The 20,602-nt window shown below is 39.9% G+C and carries 18 protein-coding genes; 9 read left to right on the forward strand and 9 right to left on the reverse strand.

Going from position 1 to position 20,602, the window contains the following annotated elements:
- Window positions 1-7: 7 nt before the first annotated feature.
- From ACI3K6_RS12810 to ACI3K6_RS12820, 3 genes are read right to left on the reverse strand one after another with little or no spacing between them, the layout of a single operon-like run.
- Window positions 8-1,153, reverse strand: coding sequence for an acyl-CoA dehydrogenase family protein (locus ACI3K6_RS12810; RefSeq protein ID WP_435555134.1), 1,146 nt, complete (start codon window positions 1,151-1,153; stop codon window positions 8-10).
- A complete protein-coding gene (locus ACI3K6_RS12815; protein WP_435555135.1) occupies window positions 1,150-1,554 on the reverse strand; it encodes a hypothetical protein in 405 nt (134 codons plus the stop codon). Before ACI3K6_RS12815 ends, ACI3K6_RS12810 begins: the two co-directional genes overlap by 4 nt.
- Window positions 1,555-1,575: 21 nt before the next feature.
- Complete coding sequence (locus ACI3K6_RS12820) at window positions 1,576-2,985, reverse strand: sigma 54-interacting transcriptional regulator (RefSeq protein WP_435555136.1); 1,410 nt, start codon at window positions 2,983-2,985, stop codon at window positions 1,576-1,578.
- 174 nt (window positions 2,986-3,159) lie between these two features.
- Here ACI3K6_RS12820 and ACI3K6_RS12825 point away from each other — a divergent pair, with 174 nt between their 5' ends.
- A complete protein-coding gene (locus tag ACI3K6_RS12825) occupies window positions 3,160-3,639 on the forward strand; it encodes a DUF2231 domain-containing protein (RefSeq protein WP_435555137.1) in 480 nt (159 codons plus the stop codon).
- A gap of 38 nt (window positions 3,640-3,677) precedes the next feature.
- Here ACI3K6_RS12825 and ACI3K6_RS12830 read toward each other — a convergent pair whose 3' ends face one another.
- Window positions 3,678-4,439, reverse strand: a complete 762-nt coding sequence (locus tag ACI3K6_RS12830; RefSeq protein WP_435555138.1) for an SDR family oxidoreductase — start codon at window positions 4,437-4,439, stop codon at window positions 3,678-3,680.
- A gap of 66 nt (window positions 4,440-4,505) precedes the next feature.
- The gene (locus tag ACI3K6_RS12835) at window positions 4,506-5,273 is read right to left on the reverse strand and encodes a 3-hydroxyacyl-CoA dehydrogenase (RefSeq protein WP_435555139.1); all 768 of its coding nucleotides are present in this window, start codon (window positions 5,271-5,273) and stop codon (window positions 4,506-4,508) included.
- Window positions 5,274-5,479: 206 nt separating this feature from the next.
- On the opposite strand from ACI3K6_RS12835, the gene ACI3K6_RS12840 reads away from it, so the two are divergent.
- Window positions 5,480-6,436, forward strand: coding sequence for a D-2-hydroxyacid dehydrogenase (locus ACI3K6_RS12840; RefSeq protein WP_435555140.1), 957 nt, complete (start codon window positions 5,480-5,482; stop codon window positions 6,434-6,436).
- Between the two features lie 44 nt (window positions 6,437-6,480).
- Here ACI3K6_RS12840 and ACI3K6_RS12845 read toward each other — a convergent pair whose 3' ends face one another.
- From ACI3K6_RS12845 to ACI3K6_RS12860, 4 genes are all read right to left on the reverse strand, one after another.
- Entirely contained in the window at window positions 6,481-9,228 is a 2,748-nt protein-coding gene (locus tag ACI3K6_RS12845; protein WP_435555141.1) for a dynamin family protein, read from the reverse strand.
- A 199-nt stretch (window positions 9,229-9,427) separates the two neighbouring features.
- Window positions 9,428-10,150 carry an amino acid ABC transporter ATP-binding protein gene (locus tag ACI3K6_RS12850; RefSeq protein ID WP_435555142.1) on the reverse strand — a complete coding sequence of 241 codons (723 nt, stop codon included), beginning with the start codon at window positions 10,148-10,150 and terminating at the stop codon, window positions 9,428-9,430.
- Window positions 10,147-10,803: an amino acid ABC transporter permease gene (locus tag ACI3K6_RS12855; RefSeq protein WP_335478635.1), complete on the reverse strand. Its 657-nt coding sequence runs from the start codon at window positions 10,801-10,803 to the stop codon at window positions 10,147-10,149. Before ACI3K6_RS12855 ends, ACI3K6_RS12850 begins: the two co-directional genes overlap by 4 nt.
- Window positions 10,804-10,884: 81 nt before the next feature.
- Window positions 10,885-11,691: a basic amino acid ABC transporter substrate-binding protein gene (locus ACI3K6_RS12860; RefSeq protein WP_435555143.1), complete on the reverse strand. Its 807-nt coding sequence runs from the start codon at window positions 11,689-11,691 to the stop codon at window positions 10,885-10,887.
- Between the two features lie 339 nt (window positions 11,692-12,030).
- Here ACI3K6_RS12860 and ACI3K6_RS12865 point away from each other — a divergent pair, with 339 nt between their 5' ends.
- The 7 genes from ACI3K6_RS12865 (at window position 12,031) to ilvD (ending at window position 20,512) form a co-directional block, all read left to right on the forward strand.
- Window positions 12,031-14,310: a nitric-oxide reductase large subunit gene (locus tag ACI3K6_RS12865; protein ID WP_335478641.1), complete on the forward strand. Its 2,280-nt coding sequence runs from the start codon at window positions 12,031-12,033 to the stop codon at window positions 14,308-14,310.
- Window positions 14,311-14,585: 275 nt separating this feature from the next.
- Window positions 14,586-14,723 carry a hypothetical protein gene (locus ACI3K6_RS12870; protein WP_335478643.1) on the forward strand — a complete coding sequence of 46 codons (138 nt, stop codon included), beginning with the start codon at window positions 14,586-14,588 and terminating at the stop codon, window positions 14,721-14,723.
- A 276-nt stretch (window positions 14,724-14,999) separates the two neighbouring features.
- The gene (locus ACI3K6_RS12875; RefSeq protein ID WP_335478645.1) at window positions 15,000-15,335 is read left to right on the forward strand and encodes a MerR family transcriptional regulator; all 336 of its coding nucleotides are present in this window, start codon (window positions 15,000-15,002) and stop codon (window positions 15,333-15,335) included.
- A 154-nt stretch (window positions 15,336-15,489) separates the two neighbouring features.
- Window positions 15,490-16,770 (forward strand): ammonium transporter, encoded by a 1,281-nt coding sequence (locus ACI3K6_RS12880; protein ID WP_335478647.1) that lies wholly within the window; start codon window positions 15,490-15,492, stop codon window positions 16,768-16,770.
- 71 nt (window positions 16,771-16,841) lie between these two features.
- Entirely contained in the window at window positions 16,842-17,795 is a 954-nt protein-coding gene (locus ACI3K6_RS12885) for a DUF294 nucleotidyltransferase-like domain-containing protein (RefSeq protein ID WP_335478649.1), read from the forward strand.
- Window positions 17,795-18,499 (forward strand): exonuclease domain-containing protein, encoded by a 705-nt coding sequence (locus ACI3K6_RS12890; RefSeq protein WP_435555144.1) that lies wholly within the window; start codon window positions 17,795-17,797, stop codon window positions 18,497-18,499. Before ACI3K6_RS12885 ends, ACI3K6_RS12890 begins: the two co-directional genes overlap by 1 nt.
- A 345-nt stretch (window positions 18,500-18,844) precedes the next feature.
- Window positions 18,845-20,512, forward strand: a complete 1,668-nt coding sequence (gene ilvD, locus ACI3K6_RS12895; RefSeq protein ID WP_335478654.1) for a dihydroxy-acid dehydratase — start codon at window positions 18,845-18,847, stop codon at window positions 20,510-20,512.
- Window positions 20,513-20,602: the final 90 nt, after the last annotated feature.

Consider the following 20,602-nt stretch of genomic DNA (forward strand, 5'->3'; position numbering starts at 1 on the left):
CTGTAATTTATAGCCCTAAGTTTTTCGCAATAATCGTTTTCATTATTTCATTGGTTCCGGCATAGATACTCGAGACTGGGATATCGCGATACCTTCTCGCAATCTCGTATTCTTCCATATAGCCGTAGCCACCGTGCAGCTGCAAACATTCGGCAGCAACTTTTTTTGCATTCTCGGTCAGCTTCCATTTCGCCATCGATACCTTTGTCACCACATTTTGTCCTTCGATATGCTCAGCGATTAATTGATCGAGAAAGGCGCGACTCATCTGGATATCTGTCGCCATTTCAACAATCTTAAACTGGGTGTTTTGAAATTGACTGATCTTCTTCCCGAAGGCTTCACGGCTTTTTACATAATCAATGGTCATTTTCAATATCACTTCTGCAGCAGTCTGTGCACCAATTGCAGTGAGTAGACGTTCTTGCTGGAGTTTTTCCATCAAATAAAGGAATCCCTTGCCTTCTTCGCCAAGAAGATTATCCTTTGGAACAAGACAATCTTCAAAGATTAATTCTGCGGTGTCTTGACTATGGAGGCCGAGTTTATTCAGTTTTCTCCCTCTTGAAAAACCAGGTGTGTCCCGCTCGATCACCAACAGGCTGACCCCTTTGTGCTTAGGTACTGCGTTCGTGTCCGTTTTGACAGCAACGACAATTAGGTCTGATTGGATGCCGTTCGTGATAAATGTTTTTTGTCCGTTTACCACATAATGGTCACCTTGGAGCTTGGCAGTTGTTTTGATGTTAGCCAGGTCTGATCCTGTGCCTGGTTCCGTCATCGCAATGGCGGTGATAATCTCCCCAGTCACACACTGTGGCAGCCAGCGTTGCTTTTGTTCCTCACTACCATAGGCGGTAATATAAGGTACCACGATATCATTGTGGAGTCCGATACCGATTAGCCCTGTGCCGACTTTTTCAAGTTCTTCATTGATTACAACTGAAAAGCCCCAATCAACTTCACTGCCGCCGTATTTTTCATCGATGTCTGGGCAAAGATAGCCCTGCTCCCCCATCTTTTTCCAAAAGGAACGAGGAATCATCCGCTCCTCTTCCCATTGTTCATAAAAGGGATATGCTTCTTTTTCTAAAAACTTTCGCAGGGATTGCCGAAAAATTTCGTGATCTTCGTTTAGGTATGGATGTTTCATTCGTTAGTCCTCCTTTTGTGAACTCTTCCGTTTATGTGTATTTTTGATGCCCTTATTTTTAATAACCTAATTGAAAATTTCTGCATAGATCTTCTTGCTTCACAACGACTTTTCCGGTTTATCGACGCAAATTCTCTAGCTATCAACAACTTTTCTTGTTTTATCAACGCAAATTCTCTGGCTATCAACACCTTTTCTATTTTTATCAACGCAAATTCTCTGGCTATCAACACCTTTTCTATTTTTATCAACGCAAATTCTTCACTTATCAACTTCTTTTCGGTTTTATCAGGATCATCACTACCACTTACATATGCAATTATCGTTCCAATATTCTTAAAAAGGGCATTTGGTGACTTTTTGCGACTAACTTCCTTTACTAGATACATAAATTTGTCCAATAAATGGACACTTCCTGTCTTTTATATAGGTACATTGTATTTTTTTAGTTTCTCATATAATCCTGAGCGGCTGATCCCGAGCAATTTTGCTGCCTTCACTTTATTTCCTTTCATCTGGACAAGTGCCTTCTTGATGGCTTCAAGCTCTGCATGTTCAACCATCGATATCCTCTCTGTCGGTTCCTTTAAGGAAATTTGCTTTGTCACATAATCAGGAAGATCCTCCCATTTAATTTTTCTATTTTCAGCGAATGTTACGGCTCTTTCCAACACATTGCGTAATTCCCGGACATTTCCTGGCCAATCATAGGCAAGCAACACTTTTCTCGCTCGCTCCTCAATTCCTGTAATCTTCGTTCCAATGACATGATTAAATTCATGTATGAATTCATTTATAAGAAAATCCACATCATATATCCGCTCACGAAGGGGAGGAATCTGCAAAGAGATTACATTTAGCCGATAATAGAGATCTTCTCTAAATGTGCCTTCTTTCATCATTTCCTCCAGATTTCGGTTGGTTGCAGCAATTATTCTGACATCCACTTTAATTCTTTTCATTCCACCCACGCGATAAAATTCCCGTTCTTGAAGAACACGAAGCAGTTTGGCTTGAAGGGGTAAGGACATATCTCCAATTTCATCAAGAAACAAAGTTCCTCCATCAGCTAAATCAAACTTACCCTGTTTTCCTTTATTTTTTGCACCTGTAAAAGCCCCCTCTTCATAACCAAAAAACTCTGATTCTAGTAGACTTTCTGGAATCGCGGCACAATTCACCACGACGAACTTCCCCTTGCTCCTGGGACTTCCATTGTGAATGGCATGGGCAAACAGTTCCTTTCCTGTGCCGCTTTCTCCACAAATAAGTACCGTCGACCTCCCTCTAGCTGCCTTTGCACCACTATGTTTTAATTTTTCCATGCGGGAGTCCATGCTTAGAATAAGATCCCAAGTAAATTGGGCAGTTTCAGATTTTTGGTATCGGTGTTGGAAGAAACTAGCTTTATTTTCGGTATGCTCCAGTTTTTTTATCAGATTAGCTACTTTATCCAATTGGTGCTGTAACGATATCACGACATCTGTTTTCGTCAGAATACCGACAACTCTATTTTTTTCATCAATGACGACACCGGTACCAACTTTGCTGGTTTTTACAAGTTGTTGAATTTTTTCGTATGGAGTATCAAGCCTGACTGTCTCGACCTGCTTCTTTATGAATGATTTAATCGGAGTGTTAAGTGGGCGTTCCTTCGATATCATTTGATGTAAACTGCTTCTAGTAAATACACCTACTAATGTATGATTAGCGTCTGTCACTGGAAGCAGATTCCACTTCTTTCTGCACATTAGGTCAATAGCTTCTTGAAGCGTTGTTTCTTCTGTTATGAGGCAACTGTATGGTGTAATGATACTTTTTAATTGGAGCATTTTATCACTCCTTACAGATTCAATACCAATATTGTAACAAAAATAAATAATTTTTTGAATTTTTTAATAAATATTTAAAACTAATATGGAAGTTTTAGATATTTTTCATTTATTTTTCAGTATTAAGTTGTACACTTTAGATGAATGTTTTTTTTACCAAAAGGAGGAAAAAGTATGTTTAAAGAGGTATTTTCGCATATCCATCCGATTGCGGTCCATTTTCCGATTGCCCTGATTATTATTGCAACATGTTATGACTTTTTTTTACTTTTTAAAAATAAACGAATATCACCAAAGCAAGGATTTTGGCTGTGGGCTTTTGCCTTTATCACTGCTTGGATTGCAGTAGGTACTGGTCCAGAGAATGATGCCAGAGGGAATACCAATGTTTTTGAATACCATGAACGGCTTGCAGATATAGCGACGATTCTTACTTTTCTTGTTGTAGCATTTCGGTCCTACTTTATTTTTAAAAAGAAGGAATTGATCAAAACGATCTTAGTAGTCTATTTATTATTTTCTCTCGTTTCCTCTGCAGCAATCCTTTCAGTAGGCTATTTTGGAGGAAAGATGGTTTATGACCAAGGGGTTGGGGTAAAAATGAACGGCAAATACGTGAACCCTCCTAAGTCGGGATTTTCTGAACATGACTAACGAAACAGGGCTGTTCATTATGAGCAGCCCCTTATACCTTATTCAATGATAGTCTTCATACCTGAATACATATTTTTCACCGTATTTTTCACTTCTTCAGGAGACATTCGCATGGCTTCCTCTGACCTGCCATAACCAATCTCTACTTTTCCTTCAGTTAATCCTTGAAAAATGGAGTCAGCGAAAGCATTCACATCAGCTCCAAAAGTGTGGAGACCAACACCCCCCAAGTCGGTATTGACAGCTGGTGGAGCCACCTCAATTACCTCAATAGATGTATGTTCAAGTTGTTCCCTCAAGCTCATAGTGAAGGAATGAAGCGCCGCCTTTGTTGCCGAGTAAATCGGAGCGATTGCCATTGGAGTATAGGCTAAACCAGATGTGACATTGATGATTGCCGCATCTTTCTTCTTCGCGAAAAACGGTGAAAATAGCATAGTCAGATGGAAAGGTGCCTCAATATTGGAGGTGATTTCCTGGTTATAGTAGCTCCATTTATCTTTTGCCTCTGATTTTAATACATGGTAACGCTGCTGTATTCCTGCGTTATTGACGAGTACGTTCACTTCAGGATAAACGTCAGTAACCCAATCGAATAAAGCAATTCGATCCTCCACGCTTGTTACATCACATGTTCGCGTTATAATTCCCGGAAGCTTTTCCTGAGCTTCTTGGAGCTTAGCTTCCCTTCTTCCACAAACAATCACCTTATTTCCTGCCTTAACAAATCGCTCGGCAAAAGCAAATCCTATACCGGATGCTCCGCCTGTGATGAGGATGGTATTTCCTGTGAGTTTCATGGTTTCCCTCTTCTCTGATATGAAAATGACCATACCATTTTATCATTCCAATTCAAAAAACAATTATTATTTTGGCTGCATCCGAATGGCTCCATCAAGCCGGATGGTTTCTCCATTCAGCATAGGGTTTTCGATGATACTTTGGACAAGCTGAGCATATTCATTTGGGAATCCAAGCCTTGGCGGGAACGGAACCATTTTTCCCAATGCATCCCTTGCTTCCTCTGGCAGGGTATCAAACATTGGTGTATGAAAGAGTCCTGGAGCAATGGTCATCACGCGGATGCCGTAGCGGGAGAGTTCCCTTGCAATCGGCAGTGTCATTCCAACAATCCCACCTTTGGAGGCACTATAGGCTGCTTGGCCGATCTGACCTTCGAATGCGGCCACTGAAGCCGTATTAATAATGACTCCTCTTTCATTTTGTTCGTTAGCATCATTCTTGACCATGGCTTCGGCAGCAAGTCTGATAACATTAAAACTTCCGATTAGATTAATATTGATTACCCTTGAAAATAAGGAAAGATCATGGACACCTTTACGTCCTAGTACTTTTTCGGCTATTCCAATTCCGGCACAATTAACAACTGTGTTGACTTCGCCTAAAAACTCAACTGCTTTTTGTACGGCTTTTTGAATAGCCGCTTCTTCCGTTACATCTGTTTTTAAAAATAAGACCGCCTCTCCTAATTCCGTTTGAAGCTGCAGGCCGCGTTCTGCAGACTGATCGAAAATAACCGCCCTTCCACCTTTTTTAATGATATTTCTTACGGTAGCTTCTCCCAACCCGGAAGCTCCTCCTGTTACGATTGCCTTGGTATATTGAATCTGCATAATTCATTCTCCCCTCTCATATTCCTACAATTATATTTTGCAAGTAATATGCCAGTGGAAGATCCCTTTCAAGTCAATTGGTGCATCACGTTAAATGTCCATATTTTGGACAGTATTTTTTAATAATGATTTATAATTGGACAGTTGAATGTTTCTTTAAAATGTTATGATGAAAATGAGATTACTCTTAAACGGAGGTTGGATGGATGCAGCGTCGTAAGTTAGTTATAACCCATAATCTTGAAGTCCCTTTGCTTGAGAAGGTGAAAAAAGTCATCCCTGATTGGGAAGTGATTGCCGGCAAAAATAGCTGGCAGGAGCACATCACAGGGGCAGAAATTATTGCCGGTTGGAAAAAAGGCTTAGAAGAATATTGTCTTGCTCCCGAATCGAAACTAAAATGGCTCCAAACATGGAGTGCCGGCGTCAATTCGTTGCCGCTGGAGGAACTTGAGAAGAAAGAAATTATATTAACAAGTGCAAATGGTGTCCACGCCTACCCTATCTCAGAAACCATCTTTGCCTTGATACTGGGGTTAACACGAAAAATTCATACATATGTAAAAAATCAACAGGCCAAAACATGGCATCATGCCCATATGAAGCAGGAAATCCACGAGAAGACCATCGGTATTATTGGTGTTGGTACCATCGGAAAGGAAACAGCAAAAATTGCGAAAGCATTTGGAATGAAAGTCGCTGGTGTCAGGCACTCAGGACAGCCGTCTGAATTTGTGGACGAAATGTATACCACTGATCAATTACCGCTTCTTTTACCGAAATGTGATTATGTTGTTGTTACCTTGCCGCTTACAAAGGAAACCTATCACTTATTTGGAAGGGAACAATTTAACATAATGAAAGATTCAGCCTTTTTTATCAACATTGGCCGCGGTGAGATCGTGGTTGAGAAAGAATTGATTAAGGCATTGCAGGATGGCCTCATCGCCGGTGCTGGGCTTGATGTTTTTGAAAAAGAGCCCCTTGATGGAGATAGTCCTTTATGGGAGATGGAAAATGTGATTATTACTCCTCACACCTCCGGATCCACGGAGCACTATAATAAGCGGGTCGTCGAGGATATATTAATTCCGAATTTAAAACATTATCTTGCCGGAGAAGGCCCCAAGGTTAATGTGGTGGATTATCGGAAGGGATATTAAAAAATAGAAGCTGCCCACCAAAAAACGGGCAGCTTCCATCATAGCTAATATACAGTCTGTATCCCATTACCGGCCACCGTCATCCACTCAAATTGGCGAAGGCGCAATTCAAATAAGGTTAATGGATCGCGGAACAGTTCTGGCTTCTCATTCATTTTTTCCAATATATCTTTATTTGTTTCTATCTCGGATCGTGTTGCTTCTACAGTTGAAGTTAATACATTCATCGGGTTCTTAAAGAATAGATTCACATCTCGCTCAAACGATTTTTCAAATAGCTCAAATGCTTGGAAAAATTGTTTGCTGACTACTGCTGCTATTTCGGAATAATCTTCATTTTCAATAAAGGCTTTATACTTGTTGTAAACCACTGTCTTATTTTGAGAAAACGCCCCAAACAATTTCCCTGCACTTTTTAATAAAAATTGGGATGGGGTTCGTTTCAGAACAATATTAAGAGGGTCGAGCTGGAAGCGGCTTGTCATCCGATCGGTATCACGATGCCAATCCTCCACTACTTTAAAATCACAATTTAGTTTCAACCGTTCTTCTCCATACATACGGTTAAATCCATCACTTAACTCATCTAAATATTGCTGACTTAGCACAAACCCCTCCTCACACGTTTTAATCCATTCCTGCAGAGAAGAATAATATTTCGGCAGGAGCTGCTCTAAAAAGGCCTGAAGTCTCAGGTTCATCTCCTGATTAACCTCATTAAGAATGGTACCAAAATCACTTTCCTCATTTATTAATGACCCGCATTCACGCAAAATATTGGGTACCGATTCATTAATTTCCTGCTTAATTGGTTCTTTTACGGCAAAAAAGGCACTGGATACCTCTTTAATTTTTTGGGTAATAGTGTCATCCAGTTGATTGACTGAGCCATTTAATTTCAAATACATATCTTCATTCCATCGGACAGCTTCCACTAAGCGATTTTCCAAATCGATTCGTTTTTGGAGCAGGCTGGCAATGGTCGCCCGAATAAAATATAATACCTTAGCCAACCGCTTATCCTTAAGATGTCTAGTCATTTTAATAGATTCGATGAAAATCTTCAAATCTGACAACTGTTGGCTGCGATCGTATTGGGAGGAAAAAGCAAATACCTTTGAATCGGAAAATTCAGCATGAAGCTCTAAACTAATCTCATCTAATATCCGAATGGCATCCTGCTCATTTGGAATTGTATCCATTTTACTAAGAACAAAATGAATCGGGATATCTGGGGCCAATTGTTGAATTTGCGTTAAAATGGTACGCTCCTTCGCAATTAAAGGAGCATTCGCATCAAGAACAAAAAGAATGATATCCGCCACCTGCAGAGTTTTAAGCACCCCATACCGGTCTTCATCATTTCCTTTTAATGCCGGTGTATCAATTAGTGCGAAAGCTTGTTCCTGTAATAGCTGGCTAGGCAATCGATATTCGATGATCGATTCTTGTGCGTTTCTTAATCGATCCATTCTTTCCTGAAACTCAGAAAATCCTGCCAACTTCATTCTCTCTTCAACGGTAATCTCTTTAATATCCAATTCCTCACTATGTCTAAACATGACAGTAGATGGTGTTGGACTATCCTGTAAGGGTTCTCCGAGGATCGTATTAATAAACGTAGATTTTCCGCTTCCTCCCATTCCCACCACTAGCAGGTGCTGCGTATCAAAATCAAACAACTGATCAACGAGCCATGATACACGTTCGTCTTCTTCCATCTCATTTGCCCGTGCCCATTGAGTAATAGAATGAAGTAATGTAAGAGATTCCTCAAATTCATTCAGATCCGCTTTCGCTATACGAATCAGATTTTCAGCTTCTTTTACAATCGTACTACTGATGGTGTTAGGAAATAATTCATCCCAGGTTAGAACAGCTGCCGAAGACATGGCTTGATTTTTGGAGTCTGCCAAACGCAGCCAGTTTGTGAGCAAGTCAGGAATGTATTCCTGCAGGTCCTTAATGAAATAGTCTCCATTAATTAGTTGATAAAAAGTCTCTCTATGTAAATCTGATAGAATGACCCAGTTTTGAGTTCGCTCCAGGTCCAGATTTAATAATAGGTGATTTACTTCCTTCATCCATGTGAAGGAAGCATCCTCTTGATAACTATTCCATATAGAGGCGACAAGACTTTCAAACCTTTGTTGATCTGAATGAAACAATATAAATAGTGCATGGGAAAAATAGCTTGGTGCAAAACTGTTGGTCATTCCCTTGTCAACATAGGAATGAAGGATGTCAAACCATTTGATATTTTCTGTTCGTTTCGCTTCATTTACAGCAAGCTCAACTGCATTGCCCCAATCCAATCGCTCTTCGAAAAATGCTCGGGCAATGTCCGTTACATTGGGATAATCCGGGTTGTCTGCAATGGTTTTTTTGATAACTGAGACAGCCGCTTCCATTTTGTCACGTTCGATATATAAAGAAAATAGCTTTAAGGCCACTTCTGTTGTTAATGTCGAATCTGTGGTTTTAATAGCCGTATAGAGATCTTCTGCATTCGGCAGGATTCCTAGTTCATAATAGGCATCTGCGATATTTTTCTTGGCCCAAGACCCCAGTTCGTTTTGAATGTTCTCCCATTTAAAAATCGCCGCTTCATAATCTTTATGATGAAAATATACTTCTCCTTGAGCAAAGCGTATATTTGATAAATCCGGTAAATCTTTTTGAGCTTCTTCCAAGAAAGCTTCTCCGAGGGCCTGGATCGGATGTACTGAGTCATGTTCATTAATGAACATTGTATAATAGGTCTTGTTTTTTAATTGCTCCTCTAAAACCATTTCTTTCCCCTCCAATTAAACACTCTATGTCATTCATATGGAAAAGAGGCATAATTATTCCTTATACTATTCGACGAATGTCATGAATTTAAGTCTCCATTTCACCGATTTTAGCAAAGGAGTTTTTTCTTTAGATGACAATTAGATTTCAATTTAAAGACAAAAGAAGGCCTGTAAGCCTCCTTTTAATAAAATATATTTAAAGTACTTTACTTAAAAATGCCTGTGTCCGTTCTTCTTTTGGATGATTGAACAGTTCCTCTGGGGCATTTTCTTCGACGATCACACCGCCATCCATGAAAATAACGCGGTCTCCGACTTCTTTGGCAAAGCCCATTTCATGGGTTACAACGATCATGGTCATGCCTTCCTTTGCCAATTGCTTCATTACTTCCAGTACTTCCCCGACCATTTCCGGGTCCAAAGCCGAGGTAGGCTCATCAAACAGCATAATCTTCGGTTCCATCGCAAGTGCTCTTGCTATAGCCACCCGCTGCTTTTGTCCGCCTGATAAAGAATCAGGGTAAGCATTTGCTTTATCTTCCAAACCTACTTTGCGAAGTAGTTCCAGCCCTTTTTCTCTGGCTTGTTCCGATGAAACTTTCCTAACTTTCACTGGAGCAAGCATGATATTCTCGATAACGGATTTATGTGGAAACAGATTAAATTGTTGGAACACCATCCCCACTTCGGTTCTGATTTTATTAATGTCCGTCTTTTTATCAGTAATATCGATTCCTTCAATTAGGATATGACCACCCGTAATCGTTTCAAGCAAATTGATACAACGAAGAAAAGTAGATTTCCCGGATCCTGATGGGCCAATTACTACCACAACTTCCTGTGGTTTAACCGTTACATTAATATCCTTCAACACTTCATTTGTGCCAAAGGTCTTTTTAAGATTTTTCACCGTAATCATTCTGTTGCCAGTCTCCTCTCAAGACGTGATAGCAAGAAGCTTAGGGAAAGCGTCAGTACAAGATAAATAGCTGCTGCAGTTATGTACGGCTCCCATGGTCTGTAATATTGTCCTTGCATTGCCCGACCCCAATACATAATTTCTGGGGCAGCAATTAAGGCTGCTAGAGAGGAATCCTTGATTAACACGACGAATTCATTGCCAAGCGGTGGAATCATCCGTTTAAATGCCTGAGGCAAAATGACATTTTTCATAGCTTGTACATGAGTCATCCCTAATGAACGGGCGGCTTCCATTTGTCCTTTGTCAATGGATTGAATCCCACCTCGGAAAATTTCCGCAACGTAAGCTGCTGAATTCAATGATAAAGCTGTGATGGAGGCAACAATCGCATTGGTTGTACCTAAAAACAGCGGAATAACAGCAAAGTGAATGAGCAGGATTTGCACCATTAACGGCGTACCGCGAAAAAAGTTAATATACCAAACAAATGGTAAGGCGAGCCATTTATTTTGCATCATTTTTCCTAAACCTATAAACAGTCCCAAAATCGTCCCTAATATTATACTTGCGATTGAAAGTCCAATCGTTAGCAGCGTTCCTTTTAGAAAAAACGGAGCATATTCTGCTAAAAGATCCCATCTAATATCCATCTATCAACCCCCCAAACTTGTCCCACCTTTGTAATGAAAATTGCGTAACTGCAAAATATGAAGTTACGCAACTCTATCAATCTATTGTTGGTCTTTTAAGACTTTTGTATCTGGCTCGATATCAAACCATTTCTTATAAATTTTCGCATACTCCCCACTATCAATAACCTTGTTAATCGCTTTGTCAAACTCAGCTTTTAGCTTGTTATTTTTAGCAAACAGCAATCCATAGAATTCTTTTTCAAAGGCGGAGTCATCTTCAATAACGACAAAATTGTCGCTTGGATTATTTTTTACATAAGTTTCAACAACTGTATTATCAGCGACAACGGCATCTGCCCCACCACTCTTTAATTCCAGTATGGCTAGATTGTTGTTTTCAAACTTTTTTAGTTTATCGCTATTTTCACCTAGAATGGCAGCAGCGGCCTCTTGACCAGTTGTTCCATTTTGAACGGCAATCACCTTATCCTTTAAATCCTTTGCACTCTTAATTGGGCTGTCCTTTGGAACTAAGATTTCGTTTTTGGATAAGAAGTATGGAACGGAGAAATCATAGGTTTGTTTACGCTTATCGTTAATCGTGATGGAGGAAATGCCAATATCGGCTGTTTTTTCTTTAATTTCTACAAATACTGGGTCCCAGCCTACATGTTCAATATTCACTTTATAGCCTGCTTCTTTTGCTACCGCTTTGATGAAATCAATGTCAAAACCAACGACATCCCCTTTATCTTGATATTCAAATGGGGCATAGGCGGCATCTGTTACAACCCGCAAAGTCTTGTTTTCACTATCGCCTCCGCTGGTTTTACTTGTCCCACATGCCGACAGCATAATAAGTAACGTAGCAGTCAACATCATGGAAAAAACTTTAAATTTCTTCATTTTTGGACCTCCTAATATTTTTTTATAATAACATTTTGTTTAAACATTAATAATATTCAGAATTATAAATGATTATAAACTTTTTTGATTCTATATTCAATACTTTTGTTAGCTACTATAGTAAAACGCTAGTTTACTACTATAGGTATAGTATTTTAATAAATTGGGAACCTCCTTCATCATACGCCGCCTCTTTTCTATACATGTCAAATAAATTATCCACTTTTCTATTTTCCAAAATAATGAAATTCGGTATGTTTTTTTATTCCATGGGGAACATATTGGTTAGGCTTCCTCAATTTGTAAACTCGTTTAAAAATTACCTAGCGGAGGTGTACCATGCGTTATACACGGTTATGGATTAGCTTTGCACTAGTCTTTATTATTTCTTTTGCCATACTTGGCTATTATGGAGGGCGGCTTTACCATACAATGCCTCCCATCCCCGATCGAGTCGTTCTTACCGATGGGACTGTTTTGTTTTCAAAAAATGACATACAAACAGGGCAAAATGTATGGCAATCGATCGGGGGGCAAGAGCTCGGCAGTATTTGGGGGCACGGGGCATATGTAGCACCCGATTGGAATGCGGACTGGCTCCATCGTGAATCCATGTGGTTATTAAACCATTGGGCAAAGGTGGATTATGGTAAAAGGTATTCAGTTCTTGATGAAGAAAAGAAAGCTGCCTTACAGGCGCGTCTAAAAAAGGAAATTAGACCGAATACGTATAATAAAGAAACAAAAGAAATTACTTTATCACCTGTTCGTGCAGAAGCTATACGGAATGTAAGCAAACATTACGCTTCTTTATTTACTGATGATCCGAAATTGGATCAATTACGTGAAGACTATGCCATGCCGAAGAATGTTATTAAAGATGAAGGCCGCCTTGCAGCTTTTATCAGCTACATTTGGTGGACCACCTGGGCAACTGAAACAAACAGGCCAGGAGATCATGTAACTTATACAAACAACTGGCCTAACGAGAATTTGATTGATAATCGACCGACTGGGGAAATGGTGGTCTGGTCTGTTGTCAGCTTTGTTCTTTTGCTCGCCGGAATCGGAGCATTATCTTGGTATTATGCAACTCAGAAACACCATGAAGGAGAAGAGACCTATCCGGAAAAGGACCCATTACTGGCCATGAATCCAACTCCTTCAATGAAAGCTACCCAGAAATATTTTTGGGTCGTAGCTTTATTATGGCTTGTACAGGTGTTACTCGGGGCCATTACTGGACATTATCAGGTTGAAGGCAGCGGTTTTTATGGAATCCCGATTGATAAATGGATTCCATATTCACTTACAAGGTCATGGCATACGCAAATGGGAATTCTTTGGATTGCTACTGCATGGCTGGCAACAGGATTGTTTATTGCACCTGCTGTTTCTGGTCATGAACCTAAATTCCAACGATTTGGGGTAAATTTCTTATTTGTTTGCCTGCTGATTATTGTTGCTGGTTCTATGTACGGACAATGGCTGGCTGTTCAGCAAAAATTAGGACATAAAGCAAACTTCTGGTTTGGCCACCAAGGGTACGAGTATACCGATACAGGAAGATTTTGGCAACTATTTTTAACGGTAGGTTTGTTCCTCTGGCTATTTCTGATGGTACGTGCGATGTGGCCTGCTTTTAAAAATTTAAAGGAAAGCAGACATTTGCTAGCCCTATTTTTAATTGCTTCCACCGCCATTCCAGTATTCTATATCCCTGCTCTTTTATGGGGGCAGCATACAAATCTCGCGATTGCCGAATATTGGCGCTGGTGGGTGGTCCATCTCTGGGTAGAGGGCTTCTTTGAAGTCTTTGCAACAGTAGTTATGGCGTTTCTTTTTACAAGAATGGGTTTGCTTGGACTTAGAACAGCGACCGTTTCAGTTCTGTTTTCGACTGTTATTTTCTTATTTGGAGGAATTATTGGCACGTTCCACCATTTATATTTTAGTGGAACACCGGTAGGCGTTTTAGCATTTGGGGCATCTTTTAGTGCCCTTGAGGTTGTGCCGCTTGTATTAATCGGCTTTGAAGCTTATGAAAACCTTACCCGTAGCCGTGCTAAACCATGGGTATCTGCCTATAAATGGCCCATTTACTTCTTTATATCAGTAGCCGTCTGGAATTTAGTAGGAGCCGGTTTATTCGGGTTCTTTATTAATCCTCCAATTGCCCTTTATTACATGCAGGGACTAAACACAACCCCTGTGCACGGACATACTGCTTTGTTTGGTGTTTACGGTATGCTCGGAATTGGATTAATGCTCTTTAGTTTACGCGGATTAACTGTGAAAAAAGAATGGAAAACAGGATTATTGAAGTTTGCCTTCTGGGCTATTAATATCGGATTGATTTTGATGGTACTGTTAAGTTTGATTCCAATTGGCCTTATGCAGACCTGGGCCAGCGTCCAGCATGGAATGTGGTATGCACGATCTGCAACCTTTATGTCTCGTGACATCGTGAGCACTTTTGTCTGGCTTCGTATAATTGGCGATACGATTTTTTCCTTAGGCGGTCTTGCATTGACATGGTTTATTATTGGTCTAAAAACAGGTTGGTCGCTTTCCAGTGACAGGTTGGATTACACGGACACTAATCGAAAAAATGTATAAAAACGTCCCGTCTAATTATTTTAGACGGGGCTTTTTTCTTGATTTTAGCAGGTGTACCGCAGTAAACAGATTGCATATTCATCTTTACTGTATTCGCTGAAAAATTTTAATCACTTCTGGGCACCGATCTTTTCACTCACTCATTTTCGTTGAACTCCCTCAGTAAAATCTAACAACGAAAATAAATAATTTGTTACATAATCTTACAAGATCACTGACAGTTCAAATTCATTAAGGTAAATTTTTCTATATAATCCTCGAAAGGAAAGATGTTCATGTATCAAAAACGTGATATTAAATTAGCAATGAGAATTCTTGAGTTAGATCAATTACGAGACGAATTATATGAGGAATTGTTAAAAGGGCTAGGCTCCAAAGCAACAGAGCTTTTAAGGAAACTACAAAATCATTAAAGGGGTGGTTCGGTATGTCCCACTACTTAAAAAGTGGCCTGGACGTGCTAAGAGAGTATTATCTAAAAAAATTATCACCTTTACCTGATTATTCACAACTAGAACTAAATTGCCTTACAGTCAGTGAATTAGCCTATCTATATAAAAAGGCTTACCCCCATTCTAAAAGCCCCTAAACCATTTTTTTCAAAAGAAAGAGCATATTTTTTACCAAAATCAGTATCTATGTGAGAAAATCTAACATAAGATATTCTAAAGTGTGGTGAATTTTAAGAAATGGGAAATGAATCATCCTATAAAGACAAGAAGGTCATTACCATTGGAATCGTCAGAGAGCTAACAGGTCTTTCAGAAAGACAAATCCGTTATTATGAACAACGAAAACTCATATTTCCGGAAAGAACACCAGGCGGGAGCAGGAAATACTCCTTTACGGATGTAGAGGAATTAGTGGAGATCGCCAATAAAATCGAAGATGGCGTCCAAACTCACGAAATTCGAAAGGAAATGCTGCGGGCCCAGAAGAAACAAAACCAGGAAGAAATCAGAAGAAAAATGATTCAAGGACAATTAAATGCCCAGTTTGGAATGAGAAAAGGCCCTTCAACCTAACAAAGAAGGGCCTTTTTCCATGAGAATACATTAATTTCATTAAAAACAATGTTAGTATTTCTTACATCATTATAGAAATAAATCTGCCATCTATGTAAAAATGCATTTATAAGGTTTTGTTACAAAAATTAACATACTTAAAGGAGGAAAAACAATGAGTACTGAATTCTTATTAAACAGTATATGGGTCATGTTAAGTGCTGTACTCGTCATTTTGATGATTGGCGGTTTTATTCTACTGGAAACAGGGTCAACCAGAATGAAAAATGCTGGTCATATTGCCGGTAAAACCATTCTTACTTTCGGGATTGGATCGATTGTGTTTTGGGCTGTCGGGTATGGCTTGATTTTTGGAAAAGGAAATTCACTCATTGGTTTTTCCGACTTCTTTTATTCTGGCTATGACATAAAAGGAATGGCTTTATCTGGTGCAGTATTCTTTTTATTCCAATTAGCCTTTGCCGGCATTTCCTTAACCATCGCCTTCGGAGGCTTTGCTGAACGGGCAAAACTGAGTGCATACCTTGTATTTGCAGTACTGTTTTCCGCGATTGTATATCCTCCGATTGCTCATTGGATTTGGGGGGGAGGATGGCTGGCGGAGCATGGGAAACAAGACTTTGCCGGTTCTACCGTCGTTCACTTAACGGGTGCGATGGCTTCCTTAGCTGCAACGATCATCCTAAAGCCACGGATCGGAAAATATAATAAAAATGGAACGGCCAATAATTTGGCAGGACATAACCAAGTATTTACCGCTTTAAGTGTTTTGCTATTATGGGTTGGATGGTTTGGGTTCAATGCAGGAAGCACCTTATCCGCCGATAAAGGATTCTTTGGTTTCGTAGCCATCAATACGAACCTCGCTGCCGCAGCTGGAACAGTCGCAGCAATGATCATTTCTTGGATGGTTTTAGGGAAAGCCGATGTTCCAATGATGTTAAATGGAGCCTTAGCCGGCCTGGTAGCGATAACCGCCTCTTGCGCCTTTGTAGAGACCTGGGCGGCCATTGTGATTGGTTTTATTGCCGGAATTCTCGTATTCTACAGTATTCGGTTCTTTGAAAACAAAAAAATTGATGACCCTATTGCTGCATTATCAGTCCATGGAACAGCAGGAGTATGGGGGACATTATCAACTGGATTTTTTGCTACGAAAGAATTGGCTACTGTTGGTCAACCAGGATTATTTTACGGAGGTGGCTTGCATCAACTTGGAGTGCAGGCAATCGGGGTTCTAACATGCGGAGCTTTTGCCTTTATCGTCTCTTTTATTCTTCTATCGATAATGAAGGCTGTTATGAATGGTCTTAGGGTAACCGAAGAGGAAGAAATCATCGGCCTTGATATGAGTGAGCATGGCAGCTACGGGTACCCTGAATTGCTTAAGAAAGAACAAAATTTTGTAAGCACTGAACCCAAACTTAATGCTTAACAGATAAAGAATTCCCTTCCATTCTGGGGTGATGCCTGGGATGGAAATGTCCTTTTATTGGTGGTGAGTACATGTCAGATAAGAGTTTCACAGATATAAGAAAATGGCGGGATACCCATATCATTACTATTACCACAAATCACTTTCTCTTAAACCAATTCCATGATGAAGTCTACTCTCGGGTCATTTCTCTTGCAGAAAAGCAAGTCGAAGAAGTATATGGTCCCCCTCCTTGCCCCTTCTCTTTCTTTGTCATGGGCAGTGCCGGGCGAAAGGAGCAGTCTGTATGGAGTGATCAGGACCATGGAATGATCTATCAGAAGGATGGAGACCTGGAGGAAAATTATTTTTTAACTCTAGGTAAGCAGATCTCCATCGGACTCAATGAAGTGGGATACCCATTCTGCGATGGGAAAGTCATGGCCAGTAACACGTTATGGTGCAAATCCATTTCGCAATGGGAGATACAATTGTTGGAGTGGTCGCAGAATTCCTCTTGGGAATCAATTAGAAATTTGCTTATATTTACAGATGGACGTCCACTGTATGGCAAAAGCAGTCTGCTTACCTCTTTAAAAAATTTATTAAATGAACGGATAATCAATGGAAACCTTTTGCCGCGGCTTACTTATAATACCCAGTACCATAAAAAAGGAATTGGGGTTTTTGGACAATTTCTAACTGAAACACATGGCCCATTTTCAGGTCAACTGAATATGAAAGAAATCTGCTTCTTTCCCTATGTGAATTCAGCACGGCTTTTGGCATTAAAAGAAAATGTAGCAGAAACCTCGACTTTATCCAGATTGAAAATGCTTTATCAAATTCCAAATATAGATGGAATCATTCATCATTTTATCAAACTACTAAGCTATCGTTTAACTTACACTATACAAACTGATTACGAATCCGGCCATTATCTTCCTATTAACAATCTTTTAAGAGAACAAAAACTAGAATTAAAAGACATCATTAAAACAGGGGCTGCATTTCTTCAATACGTAACAAAGGTGGTTGTTTCATAATGAACCAAATGATTCAATTCTTTAAGCAAATCTATGCAGGAGTACAAGGACAAAACACCCCCCAGCATATTTCTTATATCAGGCATTTACAAAGAGAAATGCAAAAAAATCTATACCTGGATACCCCCCTCCAGGAATTAAAAGCTGTGGTTTTTGATATAGAAACTACAGGCTTTTATCCTGAGCAAGGAGATCAGGTTCTGTCAATTGGTGCCGTTAAAATGTCAGGTTCAAGCATTTTATCATCTGACACCTTTTATTCTTTAATTAGAACAGATCAACTTCTATCGCCTGAGATTTCTTCCCTAACAAATATCAGGGAGGAACATTTGCAATCAGCACCCGAGGGAAAAGATGTGTTAATCCAATTTTTTAAATTTGTAGGAAATCAAATATTGATTGCTCATCATTCTAAACACGAACAAGCTTTCATGAAAAAATTAACCAAAGAGCTGATAAAAACTAGATTTGAACACAGAATTATTGATACATCCTTCCTAATTAGACTTTCAAATCCTTCACTTTTTTCATTAGAGCTTGAAGAAGTATGCAGGAATTGCATGATAGACATAAAAGATCGTCATCACGCCCTTGGTGATGCAATCATGACAGCAAAGGTTTGGAGTTACTATTTAAAAGAGGCAGAAATGAAAGGATTTGTAAATTTACGTGCGGTATATGAACATCTTTCCAAAATAGGTTAAGATGGCTTGCATATGTTTTAATAGACTACTCAACAAGGTTATCTCTCACCTTTACTCCCCTATTTTTCCTCGCCTTTTGAGGAAATTTTCCCCCTTTAAAAAATTTTCATAATTTTTTTATTCCATCGCTAACCTTAATATGCCAATATTGTAAACGCTATCAATATTTTCGATTAGTTTGAATTGTCAGATTTTTGTGTTGACCATGTCTTCAATTGGTTGTATGATAGTCGTCAATAAGAAATAATTCATTTTTTTGATCGATTGGGAAAATGGTAACAACAGACGGAGTGGCTTGTTATCCCTAAGCAACAAACCAACAATCGTCAGTTAGGAGATTGAGAAATGCGAAGCGACATGATTAAAAAGGGGATTGACCGTGCTCCCCACCGGAGCTTATTATACGCAACCGGGGTTAAAACGAGTGATCTGGAAAAACCATTTATCGGTGTCTGTAACTCTTATATTGATATAATCCCTGGTCATAAACACCTTAATCATTTCGGCGAAATTGTAAAACAAGCAATTCGTGAAGCTGGTGGCATTCCTTTCGAGTTTAATACCATAGGTGTTGACGATGGTATTGCAATGGGGCATATCGGTATGCGTTACTCACTGCCAAGTCGCGAAATTATTGCTGACAGTGCTGAAACTGTAATAAATGCACACTGGTTCGATGGTGTTTTTTATATCCCAAACTGTGACAAAATCACTCCAGGGATGTTAATGGCAGCAGCAAGAACCAATGTTCCATCAGTATTTGTTTCAGGCGGACCAATGGAAGCAGGTGTCTCTTCAACTGGTAAAAACCTTTCCCTGACTTCTGTGTTTGAGGGAGTTGGTGCTTATCACAAAGGAACACTTAGCGGGCAACAGCTACTGGAAATTGAAACACAGGCATGTCCGACATGCGGTTCTTGTTCCGGTATGTTTACCGCAAATTCCATGAACTGTCTTATGGAAGTATTGGGAATGACTGTCCCAGGCAATGGAACAATCGTTGCAACGTCTGAAGAAAGATATGACCTAATTAAGCAGGCTGCACGACATTTAATGGAATTAGTAAAAAATGATATTCGTCCGCGTGACATTATGACCAGAGAAGCATTCGATAACGCTTTTGCGTTAGATATGGCTATGGGTGGTTCTACCAATACCGTTCTACATACTTTAGCCATTGCTCACGAGGCTGGAATTGACTACGATTTACGCGAAATTAATAATATTGCTGAAAAAGTTCCTTACCTTGCAAAAATAATGCCGGCATCTGATTATTCCATGCAGGATGTTCACCGTGCTGGTGGAGTTAGCGCAATTCTGAACGAACTTTGTAAGGTTGAGGGTGCTCTCCATAAAGATTGCATCACCATTACAGGTAAAACATTAGCTGAGAATGTGAAGGAAGCAACAATTCAGGATGAATTGGTTATTCGCCCGAAAGATAACCCATACAGCCCAGTTGGCGGCTTATCCATTTTATATGGAAACCTCGCTCCCGATGGCGGTGTCATCAAGGTTGGGGCCGTTGATCCTTCCATTAAAACATTCGTTGGAAAAGCGATTGTCTTTGATTCACAGGAAGAGGCACAAGAAAATATCAATAATGGCACTGTTCAAGCAGGTCATGTTGTAGTCATTCGCTATGAAGGTCCAAAAGGCGGACCGGGAATGCCTGAAATGCTCGCTCCTACTTCTGCCATTGCCGGTCGCGGCTTAGATAAAGAAGTTGCACTGATCACTGATGGACGCTTCTCCGGAGCCAGCCGTGGAATTTCAATTGGGCATATCTCACCGGAAGCTGCTGAAGGCGGACCCATTGCTTTCGTTGAAAACGGTGATGATATAGTTATCGATTTACAAGGTCGCTCCATTGAGTTGCTCGTAGATGATGAGGTTCTTGCCGAACGTCACCGCAATTGGGTGAAACCTGAGCCCAAAATCAAAACCGGCTATTTAGCCAAATACGCTAAGCTTGTTACCTCTGCCAATACTGGTGGAATTATGAAAATATAAAATCAGCGGTGGGTCTCCAATCGCTGAACTTGAAACCATTAAGGGATCTCATTAGTACCCCTCCCCTTCAAAAGAAGTTAAGGTACTAAA

The sequence above is a fragment of the Neobacillus solisequens genome, assembly GCF_051233465.1.
Classification (GTDB): domain Bacteria; phylum Bacillota; class Bacilli; order Bacillales; family Cytobacillaceae; genus Neobacillus.

Coding starts and splice junctions, on each gene's coding strand:
- ACI3K6_RS12845 (WP_435555141.1), bottom strand. CDS start 9,228: ATGGTTTTAGAGGAGCAATTAAAAAACAAGACCTATTATACAATGTTC.
- ACI3K6_RS12875 (WP_335478645.1), top strand. CDS start 15,000: ATGGGAAATGAATCATCCTATAAAGACAAGAAGGTCATTACCATTGGA.
- ACI3K6_RS12860 (WP_435555143.1), bottom strand. CDS start 11,691: ATGAAGAAATTTAAAGTTTTTTCCATGATGTTGACTGCTACGTTACTT.
- ACI3K6_RS12880 (WP_335478647.1), top strand. CDS start 15,490: ATGAGTACTGAATTCTTATTAAACAGTATATGGGTCATGTTAAGTGCT.
- ACI3K6_RS12830 (WP_435555138.1), bottom strand. CDS start 4,439: ATGAAACTCACAGGAAATACCATCCTCATCACAGGCGGAGCATCCGGT.
- ACI3K6_RS12820 (WP_435555136.1), bottom strand. CDS start 2,985: ATGCTCCAATTAAAAAGTATCATTACACCATACAGTTGCCTCATAACA.
- ACI3K6_RS12855 (WP_335478635.1), bottom strand. CDS start 10,803: ATGGATATTAGATGGGATCTTTTAGCAGAATATGCTCCGTTTTTTCTA.
- ilvD (WP_335478654.1), top strand. CDS start 18,845: ATGCGAAGCGACATGATTAAAAAGGGGATTGACCGTGCTCCCCACCGG.
- ACI3K6_RS12810 (WP_435555134.1), bottom strand. CDS start 1,153: ATGAAACATCCATACCTAAACGAAGATCACGAAATTTTTCGGCAATCC.
- ACI3K6_RS12835 (WP_435555139.1), bottom strand. CDS start 5,273: ATGCAGATTCAATATACCAAGGCAATCGTAACAGGAGGAGCTTCCGGG.
- ACI3K6_RS12865 (WP_335478641.1), top strand. CDS start 12,031: ATGCGTTATACACGGTTATGGATTAGCTTTGCACTAGTCTTTATTATT.
- ACI3K6_RS12890 (WP_435555144.1), top strand. CDS start 17,795: ATGAACCAAATGATTCAATTCTTTAAGCAAATCTATGCAGGAGTACAA.
- ACI3K6_RS12850 (WP_435555142.1), bottom strand. CDS start 10,150: ATGATTACGGTGAAAAATCTTAAAAAGACCTTTGGCACAAATGAAGTG.
- ACI3K6_RS12825 (WP_435555137.1), top strand. CDS start 3,160: ATGTTTAAAGAGGTATTTTCGCATATCCATCCGATTGCGGTCCATTTT.
- ACI3K6_RS12870 (WP_335478643.1), top strand. CDS start 14,586: ATGTATCAAAAACGTGATATTAAATTAGCAATGAGAATTCTTGAGTTA.
- ACI3K6_RS12840 (WP_435555140.1), top strand. CDS start 5,480: ATGCAGCGTCGTAAGTTAGTTATAACCCATAATCTTGAAGTCCCTTTG.
- ACI3K6_RS12885 (WP_335478649.1), top strand. CDS start 16,842: ATGTCAGATAAGAGTTTCACAGATATAAGAAAATGGCGGGATACCCAT.